The 22,709-nt window shown below is 63.9% G+C and carries 24 protein-coding genes and 4 tRNA genes; 24 read left to right on the forward strand and 4 right to left on the reverse strand.

All coding sequences use genetic code 11. The features are described from left to right. Positions 1-78 precede the first annotated feature (78 nt). From clpP to ACCQ03_RS05675, 8 genes are all read left to right on the forward strand, one after another. Positions 79-705 (forward strand): ATP-dependent Clp endopeptidase proteolytic subunit ClpP, encoded by a 627-nt coding sequence (clpP, locus tag ACCQ03_RS05640; RefSeq protein ID WP_002806026.1) that lies wholly within the window; start codon positions 79-81, stop codon positions 703-705. 125 nt (positions 706-830) lie between these two features. Beyond that, a complete protein-coding gene (gene clpX / locus ACCQ03_RS05645; protein WP_003483788.1) occupies positions 831-2,117 on the forward strand; it encodes an ATP-dependent Clp protease ATP-binding subunit ClpX in 1,287 nt (428 codons plus the stop codon). Between the two features lie 144 nt (positions 2,118-2,261). Then, on the forward strand, positions 2,262-4,733 hold the full coding sequence (gene lon, locus ACCQ03_RS05650; protein WP_017158121.1) for an endopeptidase La: 2,472 nt from the start codon (positions 2,262-2,264) through the stop codon (positions 4,731-4,733). Positions 4,734-4,947: 214 nt separating this feature from the next. Continuing rightward, positions 4,948-5,220 carry a non-specific DNA-binding protein Hbs gene (gene hbs / locus ACCQ03_RS05655; RefSeq protein WP_002806049.1) on the forward strand — a complete coding sequence of 91 codons (273 nt, stop codon included), beginning with the start codon at positions 4,948-4,950 and terminating at the stop codon, positions 5,218-5,220. Positions 5,221-5,231: 11 nt separating this feature from the next. Next, positions 5,232-5,306, forward strand: a tRNA-Val gene (locus tag ACCQ03_RS05660). Positions 5,307-5,334: 28 nt separating this feature from the next. Continuing rightward, a tRNA-Asp gene (locus ACCQ03_RS05665) sits at positions 5,335-5,411 on the forward strand. A gap of 94 nt (positions 5,412-5,505) precedes the next feature. Then, a tRNA-Asp gene (locus tag ACCQ03_RS05670) sits at positions 5,506-5,582 on the forward strand. A gap of 271 nt (positions 5,583-5,853) precedes the next feature. Next, positions 5,854-7,824 carry a peptidyl-prolyl cis-trans isomerase gene (locus ACCQ03_RS05675; RefSeq protein WP_209226053.1) on the forward strand — a complete coding sequence of 657 codons (1,971 nt, stop codon included), beginning with the start codon at positions 5,854-5,856 and terminating at the stop codon, positions 7,822-7,824. Positions 7,825-8,463: 639 nt separating this feature from the next. Here ACCQ03_RS05675 and ACCQ03_RS05680 read toward each other — a convergent pair. After that, a complete protein-coding gene (locus ACCQ03_RS05680) occupies positions 8,464-9,639 on the reverse strand; it encodes a lytic transglycosylase domain-containing protein (RefSeq protein WP_150145606.1) in 1,176 nt (391 codons plus the stop codon). After that, the gene (gloB, locus tag ACCQ03_RS05685; RefSeq protein ID WP_057679775.1) at positions 9,636-10,403 is read right to left on the reverse strand and encodes a hydroxyacylglutathione hydrolase; all 768 of its coding nucleotides are present in this window, start codon (positions 10,401-10,403) and stop codon (positions 9,636-9,638) included. Before gloB ends, ACCQ03_RS05680 begins: the two co-directional genes overlap by 4 nt. 12 nt (positions 10,404-10,415) lie before the next feature. Between gloB and ACCQ03_RS05690 the strand changes: the two genes are divergently transcribed. The 3 genes from ACCQ03_RS05690 to dnaQ are packed head-to-tail and all read left to right on the forward strand — an operon-like array spanning position 10,416 to position 12,295. Next, positions 10,416-11,072: a class I SAM-dependent methyltransferase gene (locus ACCQ03_RS05690; protein ID WP_003483816.1), complete on the forward strand. Its 657-nt coding sequence runs from the start codon at positions 10,416-10,418 to the stop codon at positions 11,070-11,072. A gap of 27 nt (positions 11,073-11,099) precedes the next feature. Continuing rightward, positions 11,100-11,552, forward strand: a complete 453-nt coding sequence (gene rnhA / locus ACCQ03_RS05695) for a ribonuclease HI (protein WP_017158126.1) — start codon at positions 11,100-11,102, stop codon at positions 11,550-11,552. Between the two features lie 8 nt (positions 11,553-11,560). Continuing rightward, positions 11,561-12,295, forward strand: a complete 735-nt coding sequence (gene dnaQ / locus ACCQ03_RS05700) for a DNA polymerase III subunit epsilon (RefSeq protein WP_039574183.1) — start codon at positions 11,561-11,563, stop codon at positions 12,293-12,295. A gap of 130 nt (positions 12,296-12,425) precedes the next feature. Here dnaQ and ACCQ03_RS05705 read toward each other — a convergent pair whose 3' ends face one another. Next, on the reverse strand, positions 12,426-13,130 hold the full coding sequence (locus tag ACCQ03_RS05705) for a PP2C family protein-serine/threonine phosphatase (protein ID WP_003483822.1): 705 nt from the start codon (positions 13,128-13,130) through the stop codon (positions 12,426-12,428). Between the two features lie 196 nt (positions 13,131-13,326). On the opposite strand from ACCQ03_RS05705, the gene ACCQ03_RS05710 reads away from it, so the two are divergent. Together ACCQ03_RS05710 and ACCQ03_RS05715 are read left to right on the forward strand one after the other, a co-directional pair. Next, a tRNA-Ser gene (locus ACCQ03_RS05710) sits at positions 13,327-13,417 on the forward strand. A 418-nt stretch (positions 13,418-13,835) separates the two neighbouring features. Then, the gene (locus tag ACCQ03_RS05715; protein WP_017158129.1) at positions 13,836-14,240 is read left to right on the forward strand and encodes a DUF6165 family protein; all 405 of its coding nucleotides are present in this window, start codon (positions 13,836-13,838) and stop codon (positions 14,238-14,240) included. Between the two features lie 210 nt (positions 14,241-14,450). On the opposite strand, the gene ACCQ03_RS05720 is transcribed toward ACCQ03_RS05715, so the two are convergent. After that, the gene (locus ACCQ03_RS05720; RefSeq protein ID WP_209226058.1) at positions 14,451-15,500 is read right to left on the reverse strand and encodes a glycosyltransferase family 9 protein; all 1,050 of its coding nucleotides are present in this window, start codon (positions 15,498-15,500) and stop codon (positions 14,451-14,453) included. A gap of 20 nt (positions 15,501-15,520) precedes the next feature. Between ACCQ03_RS05720 and ACCQ03_RS05725 the strand changes: the two genes are divergently transcribed. From ACCQ03_RS05725 to ACCQ03_RS05775, 11 genes are all read left to right on the forward strand, one after another. After that, the gene (locus tag ACCQ03_RS05725) at positions 15,521-16,270 is read left to right on the forward strand and encodes a 3-deoxy-D-manno-octulosonic acid kinase (RefSeq protein WP_057678963.1); all 750 of its coding nucleotides are present in this window, start codon (positions 15,521-15,523) and stop codon (positions 16,268-16,270) included. After that, positions 16,270-17,019: an MBL fold metallo-hydrolase gene (locus tag ACCQ03_RS05730; RefSeq protein WP_057678962.1), complete on the forward strand. Its 750-nt coding sequence runs from the start codon at positions 16,270-16,272 to the stop codon at positions 17,017-17,019. The genes ACCQ03_RS05725 and ACCQ03_RS05730 overlap by 1 nt, the downstream gene beginning before the upstream one ends. Further along, positions 17,019-18,050: a GTP 3',8-cyclase MoaA gene (moaA, locus tag ACCQ03_RS05735; RefSeq protein WP_057678961.1), complete on the forward strand. Its 1,032-nt coding sequence runs from the start codon at positions 17,019-17,021 to the stop codon at positions 18,048-18,050. Before ACCQ03_RS05730 ends, moaA begins: the two co-directional genes overlap by 1 nt. Then, a complete protein-coding gene (locus ACCQ03_RS05740; RefSeq protein WP_081022918.1) occupies positions 18,047-18,427 on the forward strand; it encodes a nuclear transport factor 2 family protein in 381 nt (126 codons plus the stop codon). The genes moaA and ACCQ03_RS05740 overlap by 4 nt, the downstream gene beginning before the upstream one ends. A gap of 25 nt (positions 18,428-18,452) precedes the next feature. Next, complete coding sequence (gene moaC / locus ACCQ03_RS05745) at positions 18,453-18,950, forward strand: cyclic pyranopterin monophosphate synthase MoaC (RefSeq protein WP_057678965.1); 498 nt, start codon at positions 18,453-18,455, stop codon at positions 18,948-18,950. Then, positions 18,947-19,192, forward strand: coding sequence for a MoaD/ThiS family protein (locus ACCQ03_RS05750; RefSeq protein WP_042676279.1), 246 nt, complete (start codon positions 18,947-18,949; stop codon positions 19,190-19,192). Before moaC ends, ACCQ03_RS05750 begins: the two co-directional genes overlap by 4 nt. Further along, a complete protein-coding gene (locus tag ACCQ03_RS05755; protein WP_042676280.1) occupies positions 19,189-19,635 on the forward strand; it encodes a molybdenum cofactor biosynthesis protein MoaE in 447 nt (148 codons plus the stop codon). The genes ACCQ03_RS05750 and ACCQ03_RS05755 overlap by 4 nt, the downstream gene beginning before the upstream one ends. Before the next feature lie 271 nt (positions 19,636-19,906). Beyond that, positions 19,907-20,878: an IS5 family transposase gene (locus ACCQ03_RS05760; RefSeq protein ID WP_150147813.1), complete on the forward strand. Its 972-nt coding sequence runs from the start codon at positions 19,907-19,909 to the stop codon at positions 20,876-20,878. A 148-nt stretch (positions 20,879-21,026) separates the two neighbouring features. Beyond that, positions 21,027-21,263 (forward strand): hypothetical protein, encoded by a 237-nt coding sequence (locus tag ACCQ03_RS05765; RefSeq protein ID WP_081023147.1) that lies wholly within the window; start codon positions 21,027-21,029, stop codon positions 21,261-21,263. Positions 21,264-21,458: 195 nt separating this feature from the next. Next, a complete protein-coding gene (locus ACCQ03_RS05770; protein WP_370512601.1) occupies positions 21,459-21,569 on the forward strand; it encodes a hypothetical protein in 111 nt (36 codons plus the stop codon). A 489-nt stretch (positions 21,570-22,058) separates the two neighbouring features. Next, positions 22,059-22,700, forward strand: coding sequence for a DUF1629 domain-containing protein (locus ACCQ03_RS05775; RefSeq protein ID WP_170922327.1), 642 nt, complete (start codon positions 22,059-22,061; stop codon positions 22,698-22,700). Positions 22,701-22,709 lie beyond the last annotated feature (9 nt).

The raw sequence follows: 22,709 nt of genomic DNA on the forward strand, positions 1-22,709 counted from the left end.
AGAACCGCGCCCGCAGCTTGGGGGGGCGGATGGCGAACACCGGCAGCGGCACAGGCCGCTGCCACAACGGGAAGACTGATGAGCATTGTGACCAAAGCCCTGAACCTGGTGCCCATGGTGGTCGAGCAGACCAGCCGTGGCGAGCGTGCGTACGACATCTACTCGCGTCTGCTGAAGGAGCGTCTGATCTTCCTGGTCGGTCCGATCGACGACCATATGGCCAACGTGATCGTGGCCCAGCTGCTGTTCCTGGAAGCGGATAACCCGGAAAAGGACATCAGCATCTACATCAATTCGCCCGGTGGCGTGGTCACTGCCGGCATGGCGATCTACGACACCATGCAGTACATCAAGCCGGACGTCAGCACCATCTGCGTCGGCCAGGCCGCCTCGATGGGCGCGCTGCTGCTGGCCTCGGGTGCGGCCGGCAAGCGCTACGCGTTGCCGAATTCGCGCGTGATGATCCATCAGCCGCTGGGTGGCTTCCAGGGCCAGGCGACCGATATCGATATCCATGCGCGCGAGATCCTGACCCTGCGTTCGCGCCTGAACGAGATCCTGGCCAAGCACACCGGCCAATCGCTGGAGACCATCGCGCGCGACACCGAACGCGACAACTTCAAGAGCGCGGTCGATGCGCAGGCCTACGGCCTGGTGGATCAGGTGCTTGAACGTCGTCCGGAAGAGTCGATCCAGCCGTCTTGATCGTCAAGTTATTGAAATTGCAGGAAAAACCGGCAGGGTCGGGCGGGGCGAATGTCCTCCCGACCCTGTGCTATTCTCGAAATCGAACCCCCGTGCATCGGGTGGGGTAACTGGGTAACAGAAGCATGAGCGAAGACCGCCAAGGTCGTTCCGGCGACAGCAACAAGATTCTCTACTGCTCGTTCTGCGGTAAGAGTCAGCATGAAGTCCGTAAGCTGATTGCCGGTCCCAGCGTATTCATCTGCGATGAGTGCGTTGAGCTGTGCAACGACATCATCCGCGAGGAACTCGAAGAGAAGGCGCAGTCGGCACGTTCCAGCCTGCCCAAGCCGCGCGAGATTCTCGAGGTGCTGGATCAATACGTGATCGGGCAGCTGCGCGCCAAGCGCACGCTCGCGGTGGCGGTGTACAACCACTACAAGCGTATCGAGAGCCGCAGCAAGAACGATGACGTCGAGCTGGCGAAATCCAACATCCTGCTGGTCGGTCCGACCGGTTCGGGCAAGACGCTGCTGGCCGAAACGCTGGCGCGCCTGCTCAATGTGCCGTTCACGATCGCCGATGCCACCACGCTCACCGAAGCCGGCTATGTCGGCGAGGACGTGGAAAACATCATCCAGAAGCTGCTGCAGAAGTGCGATTACGACGTCGAGAAGGCGCAGCAGGGCATCGTCTACATCGACGAAATCGACAAGATCTCGCGCAAGAGCGAGAACCCGTCGATCACCCGCGATGTGTCCGGCGAAGGCGTGCAGCAGGCGCTGCTGAAGCTGATCGAAGGCACGGTGGCTTCGGTGCCGCCGCAGGGCGGCCGCAAGCACCCGCAGCAGGAATTCCTGCAGGTCGATACCAAGAACATCCTGTTCATCTGCGGCGGTGCATTCGCCGGGCTGGACAAGGTTATTCAGCAGCGTTCCAACGACGCTGGCGGCATTGGCTTCGGTGCCAAGGTCAAGAGCAGCGAGCGCAAGCAGGAAGTGGGCAAGATCCTGGCCGAAGTCGAGCCGGAAGATCTGATCAAGTTCGGCCTGATTCCCGAGTTCGTCGGCCGTCTGCCGGTGGTCGCCACGCTGGAAGAGCTCGATGAGCCGGCGCTGATCAAGATCCTGACCGAGCCCAAGAACGCCATCACCAAGCAGTTCAAGAAGTTGTTCGACATGGAAGGCGTGGAGCTGGAGTTCCGCCCCGATGCCCTTTCGGCGATCGCCAAGAAGGCGCTCAAGCGCAAGACCGGCGCCCGCGGGCTGCGCACCATCGTCGAATCGGTGCTGCTGGACACCATGTACGAGCTGCCGTCGCAGGAAAACGTCAGCAAGGTCGTGGTGGACGAGTCGGTGATCGAGCACAAGTCCGAGCCGTATCTGATCTACCAGGCGCAACCGGCTCCCGCCAAGGCTGCGTCCGGGGACTGAGTCTGTTGGCCGCCTCGCCGGGCCTCGGCCTCGCTGGCGGATAACCGCTTTCCGAACGCTACTTGCAACACCTCGCCGATGGCCCCATAACGGGGCCATCGGCTTTTTACTGCCCCAAAAACCCCCATTCCTGCGGAGTGCCCCATGGCCCAGTCCCAACCAGAAATTCTCGATCTGCCAGTGTTGCCGCTGCGCGACGTGGTGGTGTTTCCGCACATGGTGATCCCGCTGTTCGTCGGCCGCGACAAGTCGATGCGCGCGCTGGAAAAAGCCATGGAAGCGGACAAGCGCATCCTGTTGGTGGCGCAGAAGTCGGCCGAGACCGACGACCCGGCTGCCGGCGACCTGTATACCGTCGGCACCCTGGCGCAGGTGCTGCAGTTGCTCAAGCTCCCCGATGGCACCATCAAGGTGCTGGTCGAGGGTCTGTCGCGGGTCACCGTGGACAAGGTTGTCGAGCAGGACGGCGCATTGCAGGGGCAGGGCACCGAAATCGAGGCCAGCGACGCGCGCGAGCCGCGCGAGGTGGAAGCGATTGCGCGGTCGCTGATGTCGCTGTTCGAACAGTACGTCAAGACCAATCGCAAGCTGCCGCCAGAGCTGCTTCAGACCTTGTCGGGCATCGATGAGCCGGGCCGCCTGGCGGACACCATCGCCGCCCACATCGGTGTGCGTCTGGCCGACAAGCAGCGTCTGCTGGAAATCACCGACACCGGAGAACGGCTGGAATTGCTGGTCGGTCTGGTGGATGGCGAAATCGACGTGCAGCAGCTGGAAAAGCGCATCCGCGGCCGGGTCAAGTCGCAGATGGAAAAGAGCCAGCGCGAGTACTACCTCAACGAGCAGATGAAGGCGATCCAGAAGGAACTGGGCGACCTGGACGATGCGCCCGGCGAGCTGGAAGAGCTGGCGCGCAAGATCGCCGAGTCGGGCATGCCCAAGCCGGTCGAGACCAAGGCCAAGGCCGAGCTCAACAAGCTCAAGCAGATGTCGCCGATGTCCGCCGAGGCGGCCGTGGTGCGCAACTACCTGGACTGGCTGCTGGGCGTGCCGTGGAAGAAGCGCACCAAGGTGCGCAAGGACCTCAAGGTTGCCGAAGATACGCTGGACGCCGATCACTACGGCCTGGACAAGGTCAAGGAGCGCATCCTTGAATACTTGGCCGTGCAGTCGCGCGTGAAGCAGATGAAGGGGCCGATCCTGTGCCTGGTCGGGCCGCCGGGCGTGGGCAAGACCTCGCTCGGGCAGTCGATCGCCAAGGCGACCAACCGCAAGTTCGTGCGTATGAGCCTGGGCGGCATTCGCGACGAGGCCGAAATCCGTGGCCACCGCCGGACCTATGTCGGTTCGATGCCGGGCCGCCTGGTGCAGAACCTCAACAAGGTCGGCAGCAAGAATCCGCTGTTCCTGCTGGACGAAATCGACAAGATGTCGATGGACTTCCGTGGCGACCCGTCGTCGGCATTGCTGGAGGTGCTGGACCCGGAGCAGAACAACTCGTTCAACGACCATTATCTGGAGGTCGATCTGGACCTGTCGGAGGTGATGTTCGTCGCCACCTCCAACTCGCTCAATATCCCGGGCCCGTTGCTGGACCGCATGGAAGTGATCCGCATCCCCGGGTACACCGAGGACGAGAAGCTCAACATTGCCACGCGCTATCTGATGCCCAAGCAGATCAAGGCCAACGGCTTGAAGCCGGAAGAGATCGAGATCGCCAGCGATGCGATCCAGGACATCGTGCGGTATTACACGCGAGAGTCGGGCGTGCGTAACCTCGAGCGCGAGGTGGCCAAGATCTGCCGCAAGGTGGTCAAGGAAATTGCGCTCGCAGGTCCGCAGCCGGCGGCCAAGAAGGCGGTTGCCAAGAAGGGCAAGCCAAAGGCGCTGGTCACCGTCAATGCGAAGAATCTCGACAAGTATCTGGGCGTGCGTCGTTTCGACTTCGGCCGTGCCGAAGAAGAAAACGAGATCGGTCTGGTCACGGGTCTGGCATGGACCGAAGTCGGCGGCGAACTGCTGCAGGTCGAGTCCACGTTGGTGCCGGGCAAGGGCAACCTGATCCTCACCGGCCAGCTCGGCAATGTCATGAAGGAATCGGCATCGGCGGCATTGTCGGTGGTGCGTTCGCGCGCCGAGCGGCTCGGCATCGATGTGGATTTCCTGCAGAAGCAGGATGTGCATGTGCATGTGCCCGACGGCGCCACGCCCAAGGATGGCCCAAGCGCAGGTATCGCGATGGTGACCTCGCTGGTGTCGGTGCTGACGCGGGTGCCGATTCGCGCCGATGTGGCGATGACCGGCGAGATCACCCTGCGCGGACGGGTATCGGCGATCGGTGGCTTGAAGGAGAAGTTGCTGGCGGCCCTGCGCGGTGGCATCCGCACCGTGCTGATCCCGGACGAGAACCGCAAGGACTTGGCCGACATCCCTCCGAACGTGACCCGCGATCTGAAGATCGTGCCGGTGAAGTGGATCGACGAGGTGCTGGACCTGGCACTGGAACGTCCGCTCGCGCCGAAGAAGGCCGGCAAGGAAAAGGCCCGCAAGGCGGCTTCGCGGGTGACCGTGCGCGGCAAGTCGCGTAGCACACCGGGTACCCGCGTCAAGCACTAACGAGGGCTGTCTAAGCCTAGCCAAAACAAGCCAAAACCCGCGTCGTTATTGGGTTTTGGCTTGCGTGCTGTTGGGGGCGCTGGTATAAATGCACGACTCGTGGGCGCGGCAAAATGTGATGCGTCATGCGATACCACTTGTGTCGGGTTCTTCGCTTAGGGCAAGAGCGCCGATTGTCGATTCCGCGGCATCTGCCGCAAAGGGAGTTTCAAGAATGAATAAAACCGAATTGATCGATGGCGTTGCCGCTGCCGCTGACATCTCCAAGGCTGAAGCTGGCCGTGCTGTTGACGCGGTTGTGAGCGAAATCACCAAGGCACTGAAGAAGGGCGACGCCGTCACCCTCGTTGGCTTCGGTACCTTCCAGGTCCGTGAGCGCGCCGAGCGCACCGGCCGCAATCCGAAGACCGGCGACAGCATCAAGATCGCTGCTTCGAAGAATCCTGCATTCAAGGCTGGTAAAGCCCTGAAGGATGCAGTAAACTAATCGACTCGCTAGGGTGCTTAGCTCAGCGGTAGAGCGTCTCCCTTACACGGAGAGGGTCGGGGGTTCGAAACCCTCAGCACCCACCATTAAGCACCAGGCAAATGTTTCAAGCGCGGAGCGGTAGTTCAGCTGGTTAGAATGCTGGCCTGTCACGCCGGAGGTCGCGGGTTCGAGTCCCGTCCGCTCCGCCAGTTACACGCAAAGCCCCTGAGCAATTGGGGGCTTCGTTTTCTCCACGACATTCGTGATGCGAATGGAGTGGAGGCAGATGTCCAAGTTTAAAGCGGAGCGGTAGTTCAGCTGGTTAGAATGCTGGCCTGTCACGCCGGAGGTCGCGGGTTCGAGTCCCGTCCGCTCCGCCAGTTATACGAAGCCCTCGGCCTTGTGTCGGGGGTTTTTTTTGACTGTCGGTTGGCGGGTGTGGGTCCATTGGTCGTGGCGTCGTCGCGTGCTGTTGCGCATCGGGCAGCGGCACGTGCCGCTGCGTTTGACGGTGCTTCGGTCTGTGGCCCGAGTGGGCGCTGTTCACCCTGGATCAACTGATGCGCCACGCCGTCGTCACGGGCATTGGGCTGGGTGCTTGGCGCCAAGCGCGTTACACTGCGCGGCTCGCCCACAGGCCGTGATTTGCCAATGCTGCAGAAACTTCGCGACAAGACGTCAGGCTGGATCGCTACCGCCATCCTGGGGTTGCTGATGATTCCATTCCTGTTCGTCATCGACAACAGCTACCTCGGCGGTATTGGCGCCAACAACGTGGCCAAGGTGCAGGCGCCGCCGACCTGGTGGAAATCGGCACCGTCGTGGTGGCCGGTCTCGTTGCTGTGGCAGCACCACGAAATCAGCACGCAGGATTTCCGCGCGCGCTTTGAGCAGGCGCGCATGCAGGAGCGTCAGCGCCAGGGCGAGAAATTCGATCCGCGCACCTTCGAATCCCGCGAAAACAAGCTGCAGGTGCTCGACCAACTGGTCGACGAACAGGTGGTGCGACTGGGTGCGGAAGACGCTGGAATCGTCATCGGTGATGCGACCGTGCGCGATTACATTGCCAACATTCCTGCATTCCAGGTCGATGGCAAGTTCAGTCCCGACCAGTACCGCGCTGCGCTCGCGCAGGGCACGCCGCCGCGCACGCCAGCGCAGTTCGACACGCTGGTGCGCGATAGCCTGCAGCAGTCGGTGATCCCACAGGCGGTGGCGGAGTCCGGCTTTGCGACCAAGTCCGAGTTCGAGCGCCTGCTCAAGCTGATGGGCGAGACGCGCGATGTGGAGCTGGCGATGCTGCCGCCACCGGCCGCAGACACCGCGCCGGTGAGCGATGCGCAGATCAAGCAATGGTACGACGGGCATGCGCAGGATTTCCGTCAGCCGGAAACCGTGACGATCGAATACGTGGAACTCAACGCCGCCACGATGCCGCCAGCCACTGCGGCCGACGAGGCCACGCTGCGCAAGCGTTATGAAGACGAGAAGGCACGCTTCGTCGAGCCGGAGCAACGCCTTGCGTCGCACATCCTGATCAGTGACGGCGCCGATGCCGCCGCGCAGAAGGCTGCCGAAGCGAAGGCTGCCAAGCTCGCTGCCGAGGCCAAGCAGCCGGGTGCCGACTTTGCTGCGCTGGCGAAAGCCAATTCGCAGGACCCTGGCTCCAAGGATGCCGGCGGCGACCTGGGCTGGGTCGAGAAGGGCACGATGGTCAAGCCGTTCGAGGACGCGCTGTTCTCGATGAAGGCTGGCGAGGTGGTCGGCCCGATCAAGAGCGAATTCGGCTATCACGTGATCCAGCTGCGTGAGGTCAAGGGCGGCCAGGGCAAGTCGTTCGAGCAGGTGCGCGACCAACTCGCTGCCGAGCAGCTCAAGGCTGACGCAGACAAGGCCTTTGCCGATGTCAGTGGCAAGTTGGTGGACCAGGTTTACAAAAACCCCACCGCACTGGAGCCGGCGGCCAAGCAGGTCGGCCTGCCGGTGCAGACGCTGGGGCCGTTCTCGCGCAGTGATGCCAGCGGTGTTGCCGCCAACCCGGCTGTGCTGCGCGCGGCGTTTTCCGAAACGCTGGTGCAGGACGGCACCGTGAGCGATCCCATCACCATCGCGCCGAACCACAGCGTGGTGTTGCGTGTGACCAATCACACTGCCGAACAGGCATTGCCGTTGGGCAAGGTGCGCGACAAGGTGACCGCGGCAATCCGTGCAGACCGTGCCGAGAAAGCCGCCGCGGCTGCTGCCGACGCCTTGCTGGCACGCGTGCAAAAGGGTGAGACGCTGCAGGCGCTGGCCGACAGCGAGAAGTTGCAGGTGCAGCCGATCCCGGGGCTGCCGCGGACGGCGCCGATCCCGACCCCGGCTGCGAACCGTGCGATCTTCAGCGCGCCGCGACCGACCGAAGGCAAGCCGTCGGTGGGCAAGGTGGAGCTGGATGGCGGGCGCTTTGCTGTCTTTGTCATCAGCAAGGCGACGCCGGGCGATCTGAAGCAGATGCCGGCCGAACAGCAGACGATGCTGCGCGAGCAGTTGAGCCAGATCGACGGAAACAACGCTGCGCAGGCTTATGTCAAGGAAATGCGCAAGCGCTACAAGATTCAGATCGAAGAGGCCCAGCTCTAAGGTGGGATAATCATCGGTAGAGAAAAGCCCGGGCAACCGGGCTTTTTCTTTGGGCGTTCGCCGTGCAGAACGGGCCGGCTGACGCCTGTCGCAGTCACACTCCCGTGCGGCGCGGATTGATTGGCCGGCAGCGTTTGCGTGCCCGGATGGCTCAAGGGAGTTGCGCTTGCAGTACGCCAATCGCGGGGTTGTCGGCTAGTCGCCTGACGATGTGGCAGTCGCCGCCTTTGCCGCTCGATTGTGCGACGGCGCGCGCGGGCAGGGGTCCTGAAAGACATGCGAGGTGTACCGCTGATGATCTCCGGTGGCCGGGTCAGTTGAATGGCTAGGCACGATTGACTTAACGGGGAGCATCGCTAACGTCATGGCGCGCATTGCGTGGAGGTCTGCAGGCTTCGATTTCGTCGGAGCTCAGCTTGCAGACCTAGCGCCAGGTCGGTTCTCCGGCGCGACACCCGGGAGGTACTAGCTGTGCGTCTGCGCCCCAGGTCACATTCGACATCCATCTTTCGCGACCGAAGCGGCCTGACCAAGGCGGCTGGGTTGGTGAGCGAAGTTCAGGATCGACGCGCTCATGCTGCTGGCCGCCTGCCTGCGCCCACGACGACGTTCAAGGTGCGCCGGCCCTCGGCGCGTCACTCAGGGCGAATCGTCGAACGACAGCACCATGCCAGGCTTCAGGATGGCGCTTTTGTCCAGGCCGTTGGTGGCGAGCAGGGTCGTCACGGTGATGCCATAGCGGCGTGCGATCGCCCAGGCCGATTCGCCACTGCGCACGGTGTGGGTACGTGCCGGCGAGGTCGACGCTTTGCTGGCTGCAGAGGCGACGGCGGTCGGTGCCGCAGTGCTGGCGGCGCCAGTTCCCACCTGGGCAGATGCGACCGCGGCGCTATTCGCGCCGGGCTGCGGCGGCGCAAGCGGCGCAAGCACGTGCACACCGCGCGGCGCAACGCGTGCGCCAGCGAGGGCGGGATTCAGGCGCGCGAGCACTTGCGGCTCGATCGCGCGCTGTCCAGCCCAGGCATTTAGGCTGGTGCCTGCCGGCAACGCATGTTCGGTGAGGACGGGTACCTCGCGATCCAGTGAAGTCAGCAAGTTGCCCTGCTGTTGCGCGTGATCGAGCACGCAGGCAAGTGCGTGCAGTTTTTCCACATAGTCGTAGGTGACCTTGGACATGCCCGGCAATTCGGACGGGCGTGCGTTTTGCGCGTTCATCCCGGCGCTGCGCATTGCCTGCAGCACGCGGTACTCGCCGGCGTTGTAGGCCATCAGGGCCAGGCGCCAGTCTCCGCCGAACATGCCGTAAAGGGTCTTGAGATAGCGCACCGCCGCAGTGGTGGAGTCCACCGCCGACAGGCGTCCGTCGTATTGCGCACCGACCGGCACCTGGTGGTTGCGCGCGGTGGTCGCGATGAATTGCCACAAGCCGGCAGGACCGCTGCCGTTGCGGGCCCCCGGGCGGTAGCCGCTTTCAACGAATGGAATCAGCGCAAATTCGGTCGGCATGTCGGCCTTGCGCAACTCGTCGACGACATAACCGAAGAGCGGCAGGACATCCTGTGCGTCGTCTGCCAGGCGGGCCGGGGCGCGCGAAAAATGCTGTTCCCAGCGGGCATCGCTATGCGCACTGTCGCACCCCGGGTCGGCGCGGCCGTCGAGGAAGGCCGAAAAAATCTCGCGCCCGTTGCGGAGGCTGGGCGCGCTGGCTTGCGCGACCTGGCTACTTGCGCGTGCGGAGCTTGCGTCGTTGGGCGTTGCGGCTGCCGGTGCAATGGCCGAACAGGCGGCCAGCACTGCCAAAACCATGCGCCTCATGCGCGAAATTCGTCTTTCCAGCGCCGAAGTTCGGCGAAAACATCAACTTCAGAGGAAATTGCGCCGGGTGCGCGCGATGCCACTGCAGCGCGGATTTCGGGGCGGCCGGTGCGTAAGAACGGATTGGTGGCCAGTTCACTCTTGAGCGAAATCGGCAGGGTAGGACGGGCTGCATGACGCATGGCCTGGGCTTCCTGTTGACGGCGCTGCAAGGCAGCGTTGGTGGGATCGACGTGCAGCGCGAAGGCCGCGTTGGCCATCGTGTATTCGTGGCCGCAACACACAAGCGTTTCGCCAGGCAGGCAGGCCAGGCGCTGCAACGAGTCGAACATCTGGGGAGCGGTACCTTCGAACATCCGCCCACAGCCTAGGCTGAACAGGGTATCACCGCTGAACAGGTGACCGTCAGCGACGAAGGCGATGTGGCTGCGGGTGTGGCCGGGCACCTCAAGCACCTGGAACTCGACATCCAGCAGGCGCAAGCGCTCGCCGTGACCCACCCGATGCGCGTCCGCCGGGATGCGTTCGTCGGCCGGGCCGAACAGCTCCAGGTCCGGCCAGCGCTGCTGGAGCTCGGCAACGCCGCCGATATGGTCGCCGTGGTGGTGGGTCAGCAGGACAGCGCTCGGCACCAGGCCCTGGTGCTGCGCGGCCGCCAGGACCGGCTCGGACTGACCGGGGTCGACAATAATGGCGCGGCCATCTGCAGCGATCAGCGCCCAGATGTAGTTGTCGTCGAATGCGGGCAGGGCGATCAGTCGCATAGAATTGGGACCATGCCTGCCCCGCCATTCTCCCGTCAAGCTGGCGTCTCATCCTGGTTTGAAACCGGCGCCGGGCGCGGCCTGCTTCAGCTGGAGCGTCGTCTGGCGTTGGAAGCGCTCCAGACACGGCCGTCGCAGCCGTGGTTGTGGCTGACGCCGACCGCCGACATGCCGGCGCGCGAGCTGCTGCAAGGGCGCGGTTTGCGGCTGCATCGCAGTGCCGGCCGCTTTGCTGGCGACGCACGCTGCGCGCTGCCATTTCCGCTGCCCACCGAGAGCCTGCAGGCGATCGTGGCGCAGCATGCGGTAGTTGGTGGGGCAGCGGATTTTCTGGCCGAATGCGAGCGTTTGCTGATGCCCGGCGGCCGTCTATGGCTGTTCACGCTCAATCCGATGAGCCCCTACCGCTTCCGCTGGGCGCGGCGCGGGCCGGTCGCGTTGCGTCCGGATCGCTGGCGCCTGTTGGCGCAGCGTGCCGGTCTGCACAGCGTGCAGGCGGAGCGCTACCTGGGGCCGATCTGGCGCCCCAGCGGCGAGTCCACCGACCCCGGTCGGGCACCCTGGCGCGCGGTGTACCTGCTGGAGGTTGAAAAGCGCGCTGCCGCAGCGATCGGGCCGACACCGATTGCCCTGCCTGCCCGCTGGCCACAACCGGTGGCCACGATCTGACCTGTTTACGTTCAACTCTGGAACCTGATGAAATCCATTGAAGTGCATACCGATGGCTCCTGCCTCGGCAATCCCGGCCCGGGCGGCTGGGCGGCCTTGTTGCGTTACAACGGCCGCGAGAAGGAGCTGGCCGGCGGTGAGGCGGTGTCGACGAACAACCGCATGGAATTGATGGCGGCGATCATGGCGCTGGAAACGCTGACCGAGCCGTGCCAGATCGTGTTGCATACCGATTCGCAGTACGTGCGCCAAGGCATCACCGAATGGATGTCGGGATGGGTGCGGCGCAACTGGAAAACCGCCGGTGGCGATCCGGTCAAAAATCGCGAGTTGTGGGAGCGGCTGCACGCGGCCACGCAGCGCCATCGCATCGATTGGCGTTGGGTGAAAGGCCACAATGGCGACCCGGACAACGAGCGCGTCGACGTGCTCGCCCGCAATCAGGCCATCGCCCAGCGCGATGGTCTTGCGACATCGTAAGAGGACACATGCGTCAGATCATTCTCGATACCGAAACCACCGGCCTGGAGTGGCGCAAGGGCAACCGCGTCGTCGAAATCGGCGCGGTGGAGCTGCTGGAGCGGCGTCCGAGCGGCAACAATTTCCATCGTTACCTGAAGCCCGACTGCGATTTCGAACCGGGCGCACAAGAGGTGACCGGGCTGACCCTGGAATTTCTGGCCGATAAACCGCTGTTCGGCGAGGTGGTGGACGAGTTTCTTGCCTATATCGACGGCGCGGAACTGATCATCCACAACGCCGCGTTCGACCTGGGGTTTCTGGACAACGAGCTGTCACTGCTGGGCGATCACTACGGGCGCATCGTCGAGCGCGCCACGGTGGTGGATACCTTGATGATGGCGCGCGAGCGCTATCCGGGGCAGCGCAATTCCCTGGATGCCTTGTGCAAGCGTCTGGGCGTGGACAACTCGCATCGCCAGCTGCACGGCGCCTTGCTCGATGCCCAGATCCTGGCCGATGTGTATATCGCGCTGACCTCGGGCCAGGAGGAGATCGGGTTTGCCAGTGCCGACGCTGGCCAGCAGAGCGAAAGTGCGAGCGGCATGATCGCGTTCGACCCGGCGCTGCTGTTGCCGCGTCCGCGCGTTGCGGTGACCGCTTCCGAATCGCAGGCGCACGAGGCACGCCTGGCGCAGCTGCGCAAGAAGGCAGGGCGTGCGTTGTGGGATCCGCCGGTCGAGGAGATTGCGGTCGCCGGCTAGGCGACGATAAGCAATAGGCGAGTGGCAGGCGACGTTCTCAGGCGTAGCTCGCCCAGCCGCTCGCGACGCGCACTGCGCGGATCAAGATGCAAAGCGGCTGTTGAAATGCTCCAGCAGCGCGAGGTGTGCCTCAGTAACTGCGCACCAGGATCGCGGTGATGTTGTCCGAACCGCCGCCATCCAGTGCGGCGGCGACCAGGCATTCCACGCACTCCTGCGCGCTGCAGTCGGCCTGCGACAACGTGGCAGCGATGGCGGCATCGTCCACCTCTTCGGTCAGGCCGTCGCTGCACAGCAACAGCTGCATGCCGGATTTGAGTTCGCCTTGCATGATGGCGACATTCAGATGCGCCGGGTCGGTTACGCCGAGTGCCTGGGTCACCACGTTGCGATGCGGGTGCGCGCGTGCCTGCTCGCTGGTCAGCGTGCCCTGGGCGATGAGCTCCTGGACGTAGCTGTGGTCCTGGCTCAGCTGCGCCAGCCGGCCATCGCGCCACAGGTAGGCGCGGCTGTCGCCGACCCAGGCCACTTCGAAACGCTGGCCCAGCACGCGCGCGGCGACCACGGTGGTGCCCATCGGCAAGGTATCGTTGCAGCGGCGCGAAGTCTTGATGATCTCTTCGTCGGCGATGCGTACCGCCTGGGCCAGCGGGGTACCGGCGCGGACTTCTCGCACGATGGTTTCGCGCGCCAGTGCGCTGGCCACTTCCCCGCAGGCATGCCCCCCCATGCCGTCGGCGACCAGCCACAATCCCAGCTCGCTGTCGCCGTAATAGGTGTCCTCGTTGAGGTCACGGCGCAGGCCGACATGGGTGAGGTGTCCGAATTCGAGCATGGGGCCGGGTCGCCAAGGAGAAGATGCGCCACCATCATCGCGGGCCGGCCGGTTAGCGGCAACACGCCACGCGCGGGCGCCGCAGCACCGGTTCACGCCTGGATGCGGGCAGGCACCGTCTGCGCCGGCCCGGGCCGCTTGTGGCTGGGGCCATGTGCCCGTATGATGCACGGCCCCAGGACACTGGGGACCATCTGGAGAGGTGGCAGAGCGGTTGAATGTACCTGACTCGAAATCAGGCAGGCGTTTATAGCGCCTCGGGGGTTCGAATCCCCCCCTCTCCGCCAGATTGAGGCGAGCAGTTGTGCCAGTGCCGCGTGAGTTTCGCCGGCGGCATTGGGGGGATGAGAAGCCCCGGGTTCGACAGGCAGCGCAGCTGCCTGCACGGCGAAGCCGCCCGCAGGGCGAAGGCACGTAGTGCCGAGTGAATCCCCCTCTCCGCCAGATTGAGGTGAGCAGTTGTGCCAGTGCCGCGTGAGTTTCGCCGGCGGCATTGGGGGGGGGATAGAAGCCCCGGGTTCGACAGGCAGCGTAGCTGCCTGCACGGCGAAGCCGCCCGCAGGGCGAAGGCACTTAGTGCTGAGTGAATCCTCCCCTCTGTCGCCAGATTCGCATCAGCCCCGCAAGGGGGCTTTTGTTTATGTATGGCAGTCGCCGGCCGCGGCGATGACTACAATCCGCCCGATCCCCCGTTGGAGGCCTGTCATGTCCGAGATCCTGGTGCCCGTGTCCTTTGGTGAGCTGCTCGACAAGATCGCGATCCTGCAGATCAAGTCCGAGCGCATGCGCGATGCGGCCAAGTTGGCCAATGTGCGCAACGAGCTGTCTGCGCTGGAAACCAGCTGGATGGCGCATCCGGCCGCCGGGCACGACATCGTGCGCCTGCGCGCCGAGCTCAAGGCCGTCAACGAGCGGCTGTGGGTGATCGAGGACGACATCCGCCTCAAGGAGCAAGCGCAGAGCTTCGACGATGCCTTCGTGCAGCTGGCGCGCAGCGTGTATATCGAAAACGACGAGCGCGCGCGCATCAAAAAGGAAATCAACCTGGCGCTGGGTTCTGCGTATGTGGAAGAAAAGTCCTATCAGGACTATCGCGCTACCGGCGTCTGAGCATGTTGACGGTTTGATCGCGGGGGTGGTCTGACAGTGCGAGTTGTTGCAGCAAGCGTATCCGCTCGATCTCACGCCCATTGGTGCGGGCGCCTCTGCCATTTGCCCGGCGCCTGATCGCCGAGCAGATTCAGGGCCAGTGATGAAGGGCTGGCTGCGTCGCCTTTGCGCCAACCGTGTGGCGGTCCGGCGGCGATTGATCGCCGATCTTCAACGCCGATGGTCGGCGCGATAGCGCTCAAAGGCGGCAATCGCGTCATCCACGGTGATCAGCGACATCACCTCGTCGAATTCGATCTTGGTTCCCCAGCTCAGCTGGTCGGCCGGTTTTTGCAGGAATTTGCGCGCGGCGTCGTCGTAGCGGTCCACGCAATAGCGCACGTCCGAATACGGGCCGCTCCGTCGCGGGTTGCTGGCGGCATGCAGGCCGAGCACCTTCGTGCCCATCGCATTGGCGATGTGCATCGGCCCCGAATCCGGCGTGACCACCAGATCCGCGCGGGCGAGCAGGGCGGGCAGCTGCTTGAGCGTGTCCTTGCCAACCAGGTCCAGCACCGGCGCATGCGCGTTGGCGATGATGGCGTCGGCGGTGCTGCGTTCCAGATCGCTGCGGCCGCCGCACAGCACGATCCGCCAGCCCTGCGCGGCGGCATGGTCGGCCAGCGCGGCATGGCGATCGGGATACCAGTTGCGACGCGCGTGGCTGGAGCAGGGTGAGATCATCAGCACCGGGCGACCATCGTCCTGCCACTGAGCCTGCGCCCAGGCGTGTGCGTCCTCGGGCACCGGCAGATCCCAGTGCACGTGGTTTTGGCGCAGGCCCAGCGGCTCGGCAAAGCTGCCGATGGCGTCGAGCACATGGATGCCGGGTCGATCTGCGATGCGCTCGTTGACGAACAGGCCGTGCAGGTCCTTGGAGCGGCTGCGGTCGTAGCCGATGCGTCGCCGCGCCGGCACGAAGGCCGACAGCACATTGGCGCGAAAGGCCACCTGCATCTGCAGCAAGGCATCGAAGCGGCCCAGCGGCGCCAGCGACCGGCGTAGCGCGCGCATGCCGGCCACCCCGCTGCGTTTGTCGTAGGCGTGAAATTGCACGCCGGGCAGGCCATCGAGCAATTTCAGCCCGGCCTTGTCGATGATCCAATGCAGTTGGGTTCCAGGAAACCCCGCCTGCAACGTGCGTACCAGTGGCACCACATGGGTGACATCGCCCAGGGCGGACAAGCGCAGCAAACACAGCGATGCGGGCGTTACAGCCATGGTGTTGTTAGACTCGATAGATGGTTTCTTTCGATGCCACCGAAGCGCTGGCGCCGTACCGCGAAGGTCGCGGTTATGGCGCCATTCTGTTCGACCGCGAACGGCTGCGGCAAGCCGATGCCAGCCTGTTTTCGCCGCAATCGTGGGGCGACAGGGCGCGCCCGGTGGACGCAGGCGGGCGTGGCGGCGCGTGGTTCGTGGATGCGCCATTCGGCCATAGCGTGTTGCGGCAGTACCTGCGTGGCGGCATGGCCGCACGCGTGAGCCGCGATCGCTACCTGTGGAAAGGGGCAGGGCGTACGCGCAGTTTTGCCGAGTTCCGGCTGATGCGCGAACTGCTCAAACGCAAGTTGCCAGTGCCGCGTCCGTTGGCCGCCTGTTATCTGCGCGAAGGCGTGGGCTATCGCGCTGCGCTGTTGATGGAGCGGCTGGAAAACGTGCGCTCATTGGCCGACCACGCCCAGGTCGCCGGCCGCGGTGCGCCGTGGGAGGCGACCGGCCAGCTGATTGCACGCTTCCATCGCGCTGGCCTGGATCACGCCGATCTCAACGCGCACAACATCCTGTTCGACGCCGGCGGGCATGGCTGGTTGATCGATTTCGACCGCGGCGTGCTGCGCATTCCGGCCACGCGCTGGCGCGAGCGCAACCTCAAGCGGCTGCATCGCTCGCTGTTGAAGCTGCGCGGCAACCGCAGCCGCGAAGACGTCGACAAGGACTATGCGCGCCTGCATCGCGCCTACGAACTGGCCTGGGGCCGGGGCTACTGATGGACTGGGGCTTGCGCGTGCAGGGCGTCGGCAATGCGTCGGCGGTGGCGCTTGGCTCGCCGATGGCCACGCTCGAGCGCGCCGGTGCGCCCTGGCTGACCATCGATTGCGGCAGCGAGGGCCTGACCGCCTATCAGGCCCACTATGGCCAGCTGCCACAGGCAATCTTCATCACCCACGTGCATCTGGACCATGTCGGCGGCCTGGAACGGGTGTTCGTCGACAGTTATTTCTCCGAGCGCCGCGGACGCACGCGCCTGTACGTACCGGCGCCGGTCGTGCCGCTGCTGCAGCGGCGCATCGCCGATTACCCCAACGTGCTGGCCGAGGGCGGGGCGAACTTCTGGGATGCGTTCCAGCTGGTGCCGGTCGGCGATGCGTTCTGGCACGACGGCGTGCGGCTGGAAGTGTTCCCGGTACGCCACCACTGGCCCGAGACGGCTTACGGATTGCGTTTGCAAGGCGCGCTGGTCTGGACCGGCGATACCCGGCCGATTCCGGAAATGCTGAAGCGTTATGCGGACGACAGCGAGCTCATCGCACATGACTGCGGCGTTCACGGCAACCCGTCGCATACTGGCGTGGACGATTTGGAGCGGGAATACCCGCAGGACCTGTTGAGCCGCATGCTGCTGTACCACTACGCCAGCGACGCCGAAGGCGATGTGCTGCGTGCACGTGGCCACCGCGTTGCCGTGCCCGGTCAATACCTCGCGTTGGCGAACCCGACCGCCGCGACGGTGCCCTGATGGGCGCCTTGCTGCAGCCGGATCTCGTGATGGCGCCGATGCAGGACCGCTACGGCCGCCCGTTGCGCGATCTGCGCCTGTCGGTGATCGAAGCCTGCAATTTCCGCTGCGGGTACTGCATGCCGGCCGATCGCGTGCCGGACGATTACGGCTTCGATTCACAGCAGCGGTTGAGTTTCGATCAGCTGGAAACCCTGGTGCGTGCCTTCGTCTCGGTCGGTGTGACCAAGGTACGCCTGACTGGCGGAGAGCCGCTGCTGCGCCGCGACCTGCCGAGCCTGATCGCACGGCTGACCGCGATCGAGGGCATCGAAGATCTGGCCCTGACCACCAACGGCACCTTGCTCGCCCGCCAGGCCGTCGCGCTGCGGCAGGCCGGGTTGCGCCGCATCACCGTCAGCATGGATGCGCTGGAACCGGCGTTGTTCAGGCGCATGAGCGGCGATCGCGGCGAGATTGCGCAGGTGCTGGCCGGCATCGCCGCCGCCGAGCACGCCGGTTTTCAGCGGCTGAAGATCAATTGCGTGGTGCAGCGTGGCGTCAACGAAGCTCAGGTGCTGCCGCTGGTGGAGCACTTCCGCGGCACCGGGCACGTGCTGCGCTTCATCGAATTCATGGACGTAGGCAGCTGCAATGGCTGGACCCCGGATGCGGTGGTGACCTCAGCGCAATTGCACGAACGCATCCACGCGCGCTGGCCGCTGGTGGCGCTGGACGCCAATTACACCGGGGAAGTGGCCCAGCGCCACGCGTTCGCGGATGGCGCCGGCGAAGTGGGCTTCGTCAGTTCGGTCAGCGTGCCGTTCTGCGGCGATTGCCAGCGGGCGCGCGTCTCGGCCGACGGGCATCTGTATACCTGCCTGTTCGCCAGCCAGGGCCACGACCTCAAGCCGGCCCTGGCCAATGGCGCGCCTGCGCTGGCGACGCATCTGCGCCAGCGCTGGAGCGTGCGTGGCGACCGCTACAGCGAAGTGCGCGCCTCGGTGCCACGGCGCGGCAAGCCGGTCGAGATGTTCTTGATCGGCGGATGAGCGAGGACGCGCTGCTGGTGCTGCTGCGCACGCTGGAGCTGCGTCTGCTCGATCCGCAGCAGCGTGCCGATGTCCAGGTGTTGGAAGCGCTGCTCGATCCGGCATTTGTCGAGTTCGGTACGTCGGGCCATCGGTACACGCGGAGCGAGGTAATCGCGGCCTTGCGCGTCCCCGGTGTCGCTGCCGAGTACTGCGCAGACGACTTCGAATGCGCGCGGTTGGCACCGGATCTGGCGCAGGTGCGCTATCGGTCGATGGATCGCCGGCAGGGTGTTGAGCGGCAGGCCTTGCGCAGCTCGTTGTGGCGCAGGAATGCTGCTGGATGGCAGCTGCTGTTCCATCAAGGTACCTTGTTCACCGAGAATGCCGCATCCTGATGGCCTGTCGTTCGCGTCGTTTCCCATGCCTGCAAAATCCCGTTCCGCACGCCTCACCCATCTGGACGATGCCGGGCTCCCCACCATGGTGGATGTCTCGGACAAGGCGGTTACCGCCCGTAGCGCCACCGCGGAAAGCCGCGTGCGCTTTCCGGCTGCCGTGGCCGCACAATTGCGCGCCAACGGCTTGCGTAGTGCCAAGGGCGGCATCGTAGAGACGGCGGTGATTGCCGGCACCATGGCGGTCAAGCGCACGCACGAATTGATTCCGTTCTGCCATCCATTGCCGATCGATGCGTGTCGTTTCGAGATCGACTGGGCAGGCGAGCAGCTGCTGGACATCCGTTGCACGGTGCGCTGCGTGCATCGCACCGGTGTGGAGATGGAAGCGCTGACCGGTGCCAGCGTGGCGGCGTTGACGGTGTATGACATGTGCAAGGCGTTGTCGCACAGCATGAGCATCGGCCCGACCAAATTGGTGTCCAAGCGCGGCGGCAAGCGCGACATCGGAGCGGAACAATGACGGTCATGGTGACGGTGCTGTACTTCGCCAGCCTGCGCGAGGCTGCAGGCATTGCCGACGAGCGTGTGCACACCGGCGCGCAGGATCTGCGCGGCCTGTATGCAGAACTCGATGCACGGCATGGCCTGCGCTGGACGCCTGCGCAGCTGCGTGTGGCTGTCGATGGCGCATTCGCGCGCTGGGAGGATGCGCTGCGCGACGGCAGCGAAGTGGTGTTCATTCCGCCGGTGTCGGGAGGTTGACTGTGAACGAGCAGGTCGCCGCGATCTTTGCGCTTTCCGAGGTGCCGTTGCCGATCGATCAGCTGCGTGCCGGGGTGGAACACCCGCAAGCCGGCGCGTTTGCCAGTTTCGAAGGCTGGGTGCGCAATCACAACGAAGGCCGCGGCGTGGCCGGCTTGCGTTACGAAGCCTATGCCGCGCTCGCGCAGGCCGAGGGGCAGCGTGTTGTCGACGAAGCAATGCAGCGATTCGCCATCGTGCACGCGCATTGCGTGCACCGCGTGGGTGAGTTGCGTATCGGCGAGATGGCGGTGTGGGTCGGCGTCAGTGCGGCGCATCGTGGCGCCGCATTCGACGCATGTCGCTACATCATCGATGAGGTCAAGGCGCGGGTGCCGATCTGGAAGCACGAGCATTACCTGGAAGGCGACGCGGGTTGGTTGCATCCCGAATCGCAACCTTAGCGATGCAGATGCGGCGCGCGTCCGCGCGTGAGTAGGCGACCGGCGTTGCATAGGGCGCAGCGCAGCACGAGCTGCCTGCTGCTTGTGGCTGGATCAATCGCGCGCAAGCCAGGGGTTCCAGCCAGCTCGCCTGCAGTCTTTCGAAGTTGGGGGTGGTGTCCCCGCCGGTTGACCTCGGCGCCCGCATCGCGCCGTGGGAGACGCTAGGGAAACTCTGAACAATCCATCGTGATCTGCCACAATCGATCAACGACCCGAGTAGACGATTTCGATGCAGCTGACCTTCGGCGACGCGGAGTACAACGGCAAGCGCAAGCGGACGCGGCGTGAGGTGTTCTTGGCCGAGATGGACCAGGTCGTGCCGTGGAAGGACCTGCTGGCGCTGATCGAGCCGCACTACCCGAAGTCGGGGCAGCCGGGGCGACAGCCGTATCGGCTGGAGACCATGCTGCGCATCCACTTTTTGCAGCAGTGGTATGCACTGAGCGATCCATCGGCGGAAGAAGCGCTGTACGACACGGTGTCGATGCGCCGTTTCGCCAAGATCGGCGGGCTGGATGAGGTGCCGGACGAGACGACGATTCTCAACTTCCGCCATCTGTTGGAGCAGCACGATTTGGCGCGCAAGCTGTTCAATCGGGTCAACGCGCACCTGTCGCGCAAGGGGCAGAGCTTGCGCGGCGGGACGATCGTGGACGCCACGATCATCGCTGCGCCCAGCTCGACCAAGAACAAGGATGGCGAGCGCGATCCGGAGATGCACCAAACCAAGAAGGGCAACCAGTACTACTTCGGGATGAAGGCGCACATCGGGGTGGACGATGACTCCGGGCTGGTGCACCACGTGGAGTGCACGGCGGCCAACGTGGCCGATATCACACAAGCGCACAAGCTGCTGCACGGCAAGGAGGACACGCTGTGCGCGGACAGCGGCTACACCGGGCTTGAGAAACGCGAGGAGATGAAGCGCAAGCGCAAACTGCGCTACCTGATCGCGGAGAAGCCCTCGAAGCTGAAGCAGATTAAGAACAAGCGCGAACTGAAGTTGGCCAAGCGCTGGGAGCACACAAAAGCCAGCCTGCGTGCAAAGGTGGAACACCCGTTTCGGGTGATCAAGCGCCAGTTTGGCTACGTCAAGGTGCGCTATCGCGGTTTGGCGAAGAACACCGCACAGATGCTGATGCTGTTTGCGCTGTCGAATCTGTGGCTGAAGCGCAAAGAGTTCATTACCGCCGCGGGGTAGGTGCGCCCGTAATCGGGACGATACCCCGAAAAAGCGCCAAAAACGGCGAAAAACCGAGGATCTGAGCGCGGTCACCGCGACCGATATGGCTTACCACATCCTCCGATCGCGTTGTTCAGACCTTCCTTAGGCGCTTTGGGAGATAGTCATGGGACGCAAGAAGGAGTGGATTCCTGGTTTGTCGTTCTCCTGGAAGCGTGCCACCGGCATTTCAAGTGCAAAGTCCAAGCTGTCCCGGCAACTTGGCGTTCCGCTCTCCAAATCGGGGCGGCAACGTAAGGTGGGCAAAGCCATGGGCTGTTGCGTCCCTGTTGTTTTCATCTTTGCTGGCGGTTGCTTTGCAATCTTTGGCATTGCAAGGTCCGTATCATTGTCGGCTGCGTAGCCAGTACCTCGGCCGCGCGTCTAACAACTCATTCAAGCCGAAGTCGCTTCGCAACTCGGCTTAATTCAAGCGTTAGGTGGCACAGGGATGGACTCGCAGGACATCAAAAACTGAGCAACCGCATACGTCGCTCTCCAGCAAGACAGCGGTCGCTCCCGTAATGGTCACCCACTTTCCTGGGCCGCAGAGTGCGTCATGCTTCCCGACAGTTTGGCGAGCGCTGAGGATTGCTGGGCCGGAACCCTGGAGATCCTCTGCCGTACCCCATCAGAATCGGTCATTGGCATACTTGCTGCCGGGCCCTGATACGCCCAGGGTTCTGTAGACACTCACGACCCCCGTTGCGCGTAGCGCCGTTCAAACTCTACAGTGGACAGGTCGCCGGTTGAACTATGACGGCATTGGGGGTTGTAGAACATCTCGATGTAATCGAACACCTCGGCCCGGTCGGCAGCCGTATGCGCTGGCTATGCACGTACAACCATGAGCGCCCCAACATGGCGCTCGGCGGCATCAGGCCAGCAATGAAATTGGCGATGGCCGCGTATCTCCAGATTTGGCGAACACTCAGAGCGGTTGGGGGGGGCTTTTCCCACGCAGGTTCTGCGAGAGCAGGCGCGGGCATCTCTCAGTATTTGGGTGTTGGATCATTTGGTAATCGGTGTCAGGCGCCTACGAGCCGGGCGGCAAGTGGAATGTGGCCCTCTCCTTTGCTTCATTGCTTGGGTCGGCAAAGCGGCCGAGTTAAGCTCTTTCTGTCAGCTGAGACCACAGCACACGGAAGGGATGAAACGCATGACATCAACGACACCCAATCAGCCGACGGCCGGGCGCTTTTATATGTTCGAAGCAGACATGGAGAGCAACAGGCCGACCTGTGGGGTCAGGTTCGAGAATGTTCGTAACCTGCTGTCCCCTCCGCGGTTGATCCTGCGGCCGGAGGAAGGAGGATTTCCGACGCTCCGTGAAACACCTCAGCTAACCTATGACCCTAAGACAGGTCCAGCCCCGCGCGATCTAGAGCCAGGATTTAGTGGCTATTGGCTGGTTTCTGAGCGACTCCACGATGTCATGGTGTCGGCAGACTCCGACGCCTTTGCTTTTGCGGAGGTGGATTACCGCTTGGCCGACGGAGCCAGAGGTCCGCGCCACTTTTTGTGCGACGTTGTTCGCGAGCTTGATGCCTTGGACGAAGTTGCCTCGAAGCTACAAATTGAAGTAGACGACGACTACGTCAATGGCAAGTTCTACTCGGTGGGAGGAGGAGCCAGCTTGGCCTTTAGGCCGGAAGTCGTGGGTCAAGCCCACGTATTCCTTACGCCGTTCAGCTCATTCGTGATTTGCGACCGAGCCTTCAGAGACGCGGTCCATGAAGCAGGGATTCCTGATGATGCTGGTGAAAGCGGCATCTCTTTTATTGACGCATCAGACATCTAGCCGCGCCTG

Source organism: Xanthomonas sp. NCPPB 3569, from assembly GCF_041475645.2.
GTDB classification, from domain to species: Bacteria; Pseudomonadota; Gammaproteobacteria; order Xanthomonadales; family Xanthomonadaceae; genus Xanthomonas; species Xanthomonas phaseoli.

Excerpts from the sequence above, each read along its gene's own strand:
- ACCQ03_RS05705 (WP_003483822.1), bottom strand. The coding sequence starts at position 13,130 with ATGCTCGAATTCGGACACCTCACCCATGTCGGCCTGCGCCGTGACCTC.
- ACCQ03_RS05765 (WP_081023147.1), top strand. The coding sequence starts at position 21,027 with ATGGGACGCAAGAAGGAGTGGATTCCTGGTTTGTCGTTCTCCTGGAAG.
- ACCQ03_RS05775 (WP_170922327.1), top strand. The coding sequence starts at position 22,059 with ATGACATCAACGACACCCAATCAGCCGACGGCCGGGCGCTTTTATATG.
- ACCQ03_RS05760 (WP_150147813.1), top strand. The coding sequence starts at position 19,907 with ATGCAGCTGACCTTCGGCGACGCGGAGTACAACGGCAAGCGCAAGCGG.
- clpP (WP_002806026.1), top strand. The coding sequence starts at position 79 with ATGAGCATTGTGACCAAAGCCCTGAACCTGGTGCCCATGGTGGTCGAG.
- rnhA (WP_017158126.1), top strand. The coding sequence starts at position 11,100 with ATGAAATCCATTGAAGTGCATACCGATGGCTCCTGCCTCGGCAATCCC.
- ACCQ03_RS05730 (WP_057678962.1), top strand. The coding sequence starts at position 16,270 with ATGGACTGGGGCTTGCGCGTGCAGGGCGTCGGCAATGCGTCGGCGGTG.
- ACCQ03_RS05680 (WP_150145606.1), bottom strand. The coding sequence starts at position 9,639 with ATGAGGCGCATGGTTTTGGCAGTGCTGGCCGCCTGTTCGGCCATTGCA.
- ACCQ03_RS05715 (WP_017158129.1), top strand. The coding sequence starts at position 13,836 with ATGTCCGAGATCCTGGTGCCCGTGTCCTTTGGTGAGCTGCTCGACAAG.
- ACCQ03_RS05725 (WP_057678963.1), top strand. The coding sequence starts at position 15,521 with ATGGTTTCTTTCGATGCCACCGAAGCGCTGGCGCCGTACCGCGAAGGT.
- lon (WP_017158121.1), top strand. The coding sequence starts at position 2,262 with ATGGCCCAGTCCCAACCAGAAATTCTCGATCTGCCAGTGTTGCCGCTG.
- ACCQ03_RS05675 (WP_209226053.1), top strand. The coding sequence starts at position 5,854 with ATGCTGCAGAAACTTCGCGACAAGACGTCAGGCTGGATCGCTACCGCC.
- ACCQ03_RS05750 (WP_042676279.1), top strand. The coding sequence starts at position 18,947 with ATGACGGTCATGGTGACGGTGCTGTACTTCGCCAGCCTGCGCGAGGCT.
- hbs (WP_002806049.1), top strand. The coding sequence starts at position 4,948 with ATGAATAAAACCGAATTGATCGATGGCGTTGCCGCTGCCGCTGACATC.
- clpX (WP_003483788.1), top strand. The coding sequence starts at position 831 with ATGAGCGAAGACCGCCAAGGTCGTTCCGGCGACAGCAACAAGATTCTC.
- moaA (WP_057678961.1), top strand. The coding sequence starts at position 17,019 with ATGGGCGCCTTGCTGCAGCCGGATCTCGTGATGGCGCCGATGCAGGAC.
- moaC (WP_057678965.1), top strand. The coding sequence starts at position 18,453 with ATGCCTGCAAAATCCCGTTCCGCACGCCTCACCCATCTGGACGATGCC.
- dnaQ (WP_039574183.1), top strand. The coding sequence starts at position 11,561 with ATGCGTCAGATCATTCTCGATACCGAAACCACCGGCCTGGAGTGGCGC.
- ACCQ03_RS05770 (WP_370512601.1), top strand. The coding sequence starts at position 21,459 with ATGCTTCCCGACAGTTTGGCGAGCGCTGAGGATTGCTGGGCCGGAACC.
- gloB (WP_057679775.1), bottom strand. The coding sequence starts at position 10,403 with ATGCGACTGATCGCCCTGCCCGCATTCGACGACAACTACATCTGGGCG.
- ACCQ03_RS05720 (WP_209226058.1), bottom strand. The coding sequence starts at position 15,500 with ATGGCTGTAACGCCCGCATCGCTGTGTTTGCTGCGCTTGTCCGCCCTG.
- ACCQ03_RS05740 (WP_081022918.1), top strand. The coding sequence starts at position 18,047 with ATGAGCGAGGACGCGCTGCTGGTGCTGCTGCGCACGCTGGAGCTGCGT.
- ACCQ03_RS05690 (WP_003483816.1), top strand. The coding sequence starts at position 10,416 with ATGCCTGCCCCGCCATTCTCCCGTCAAGCTGGCGTCTCATCCTGGTTT.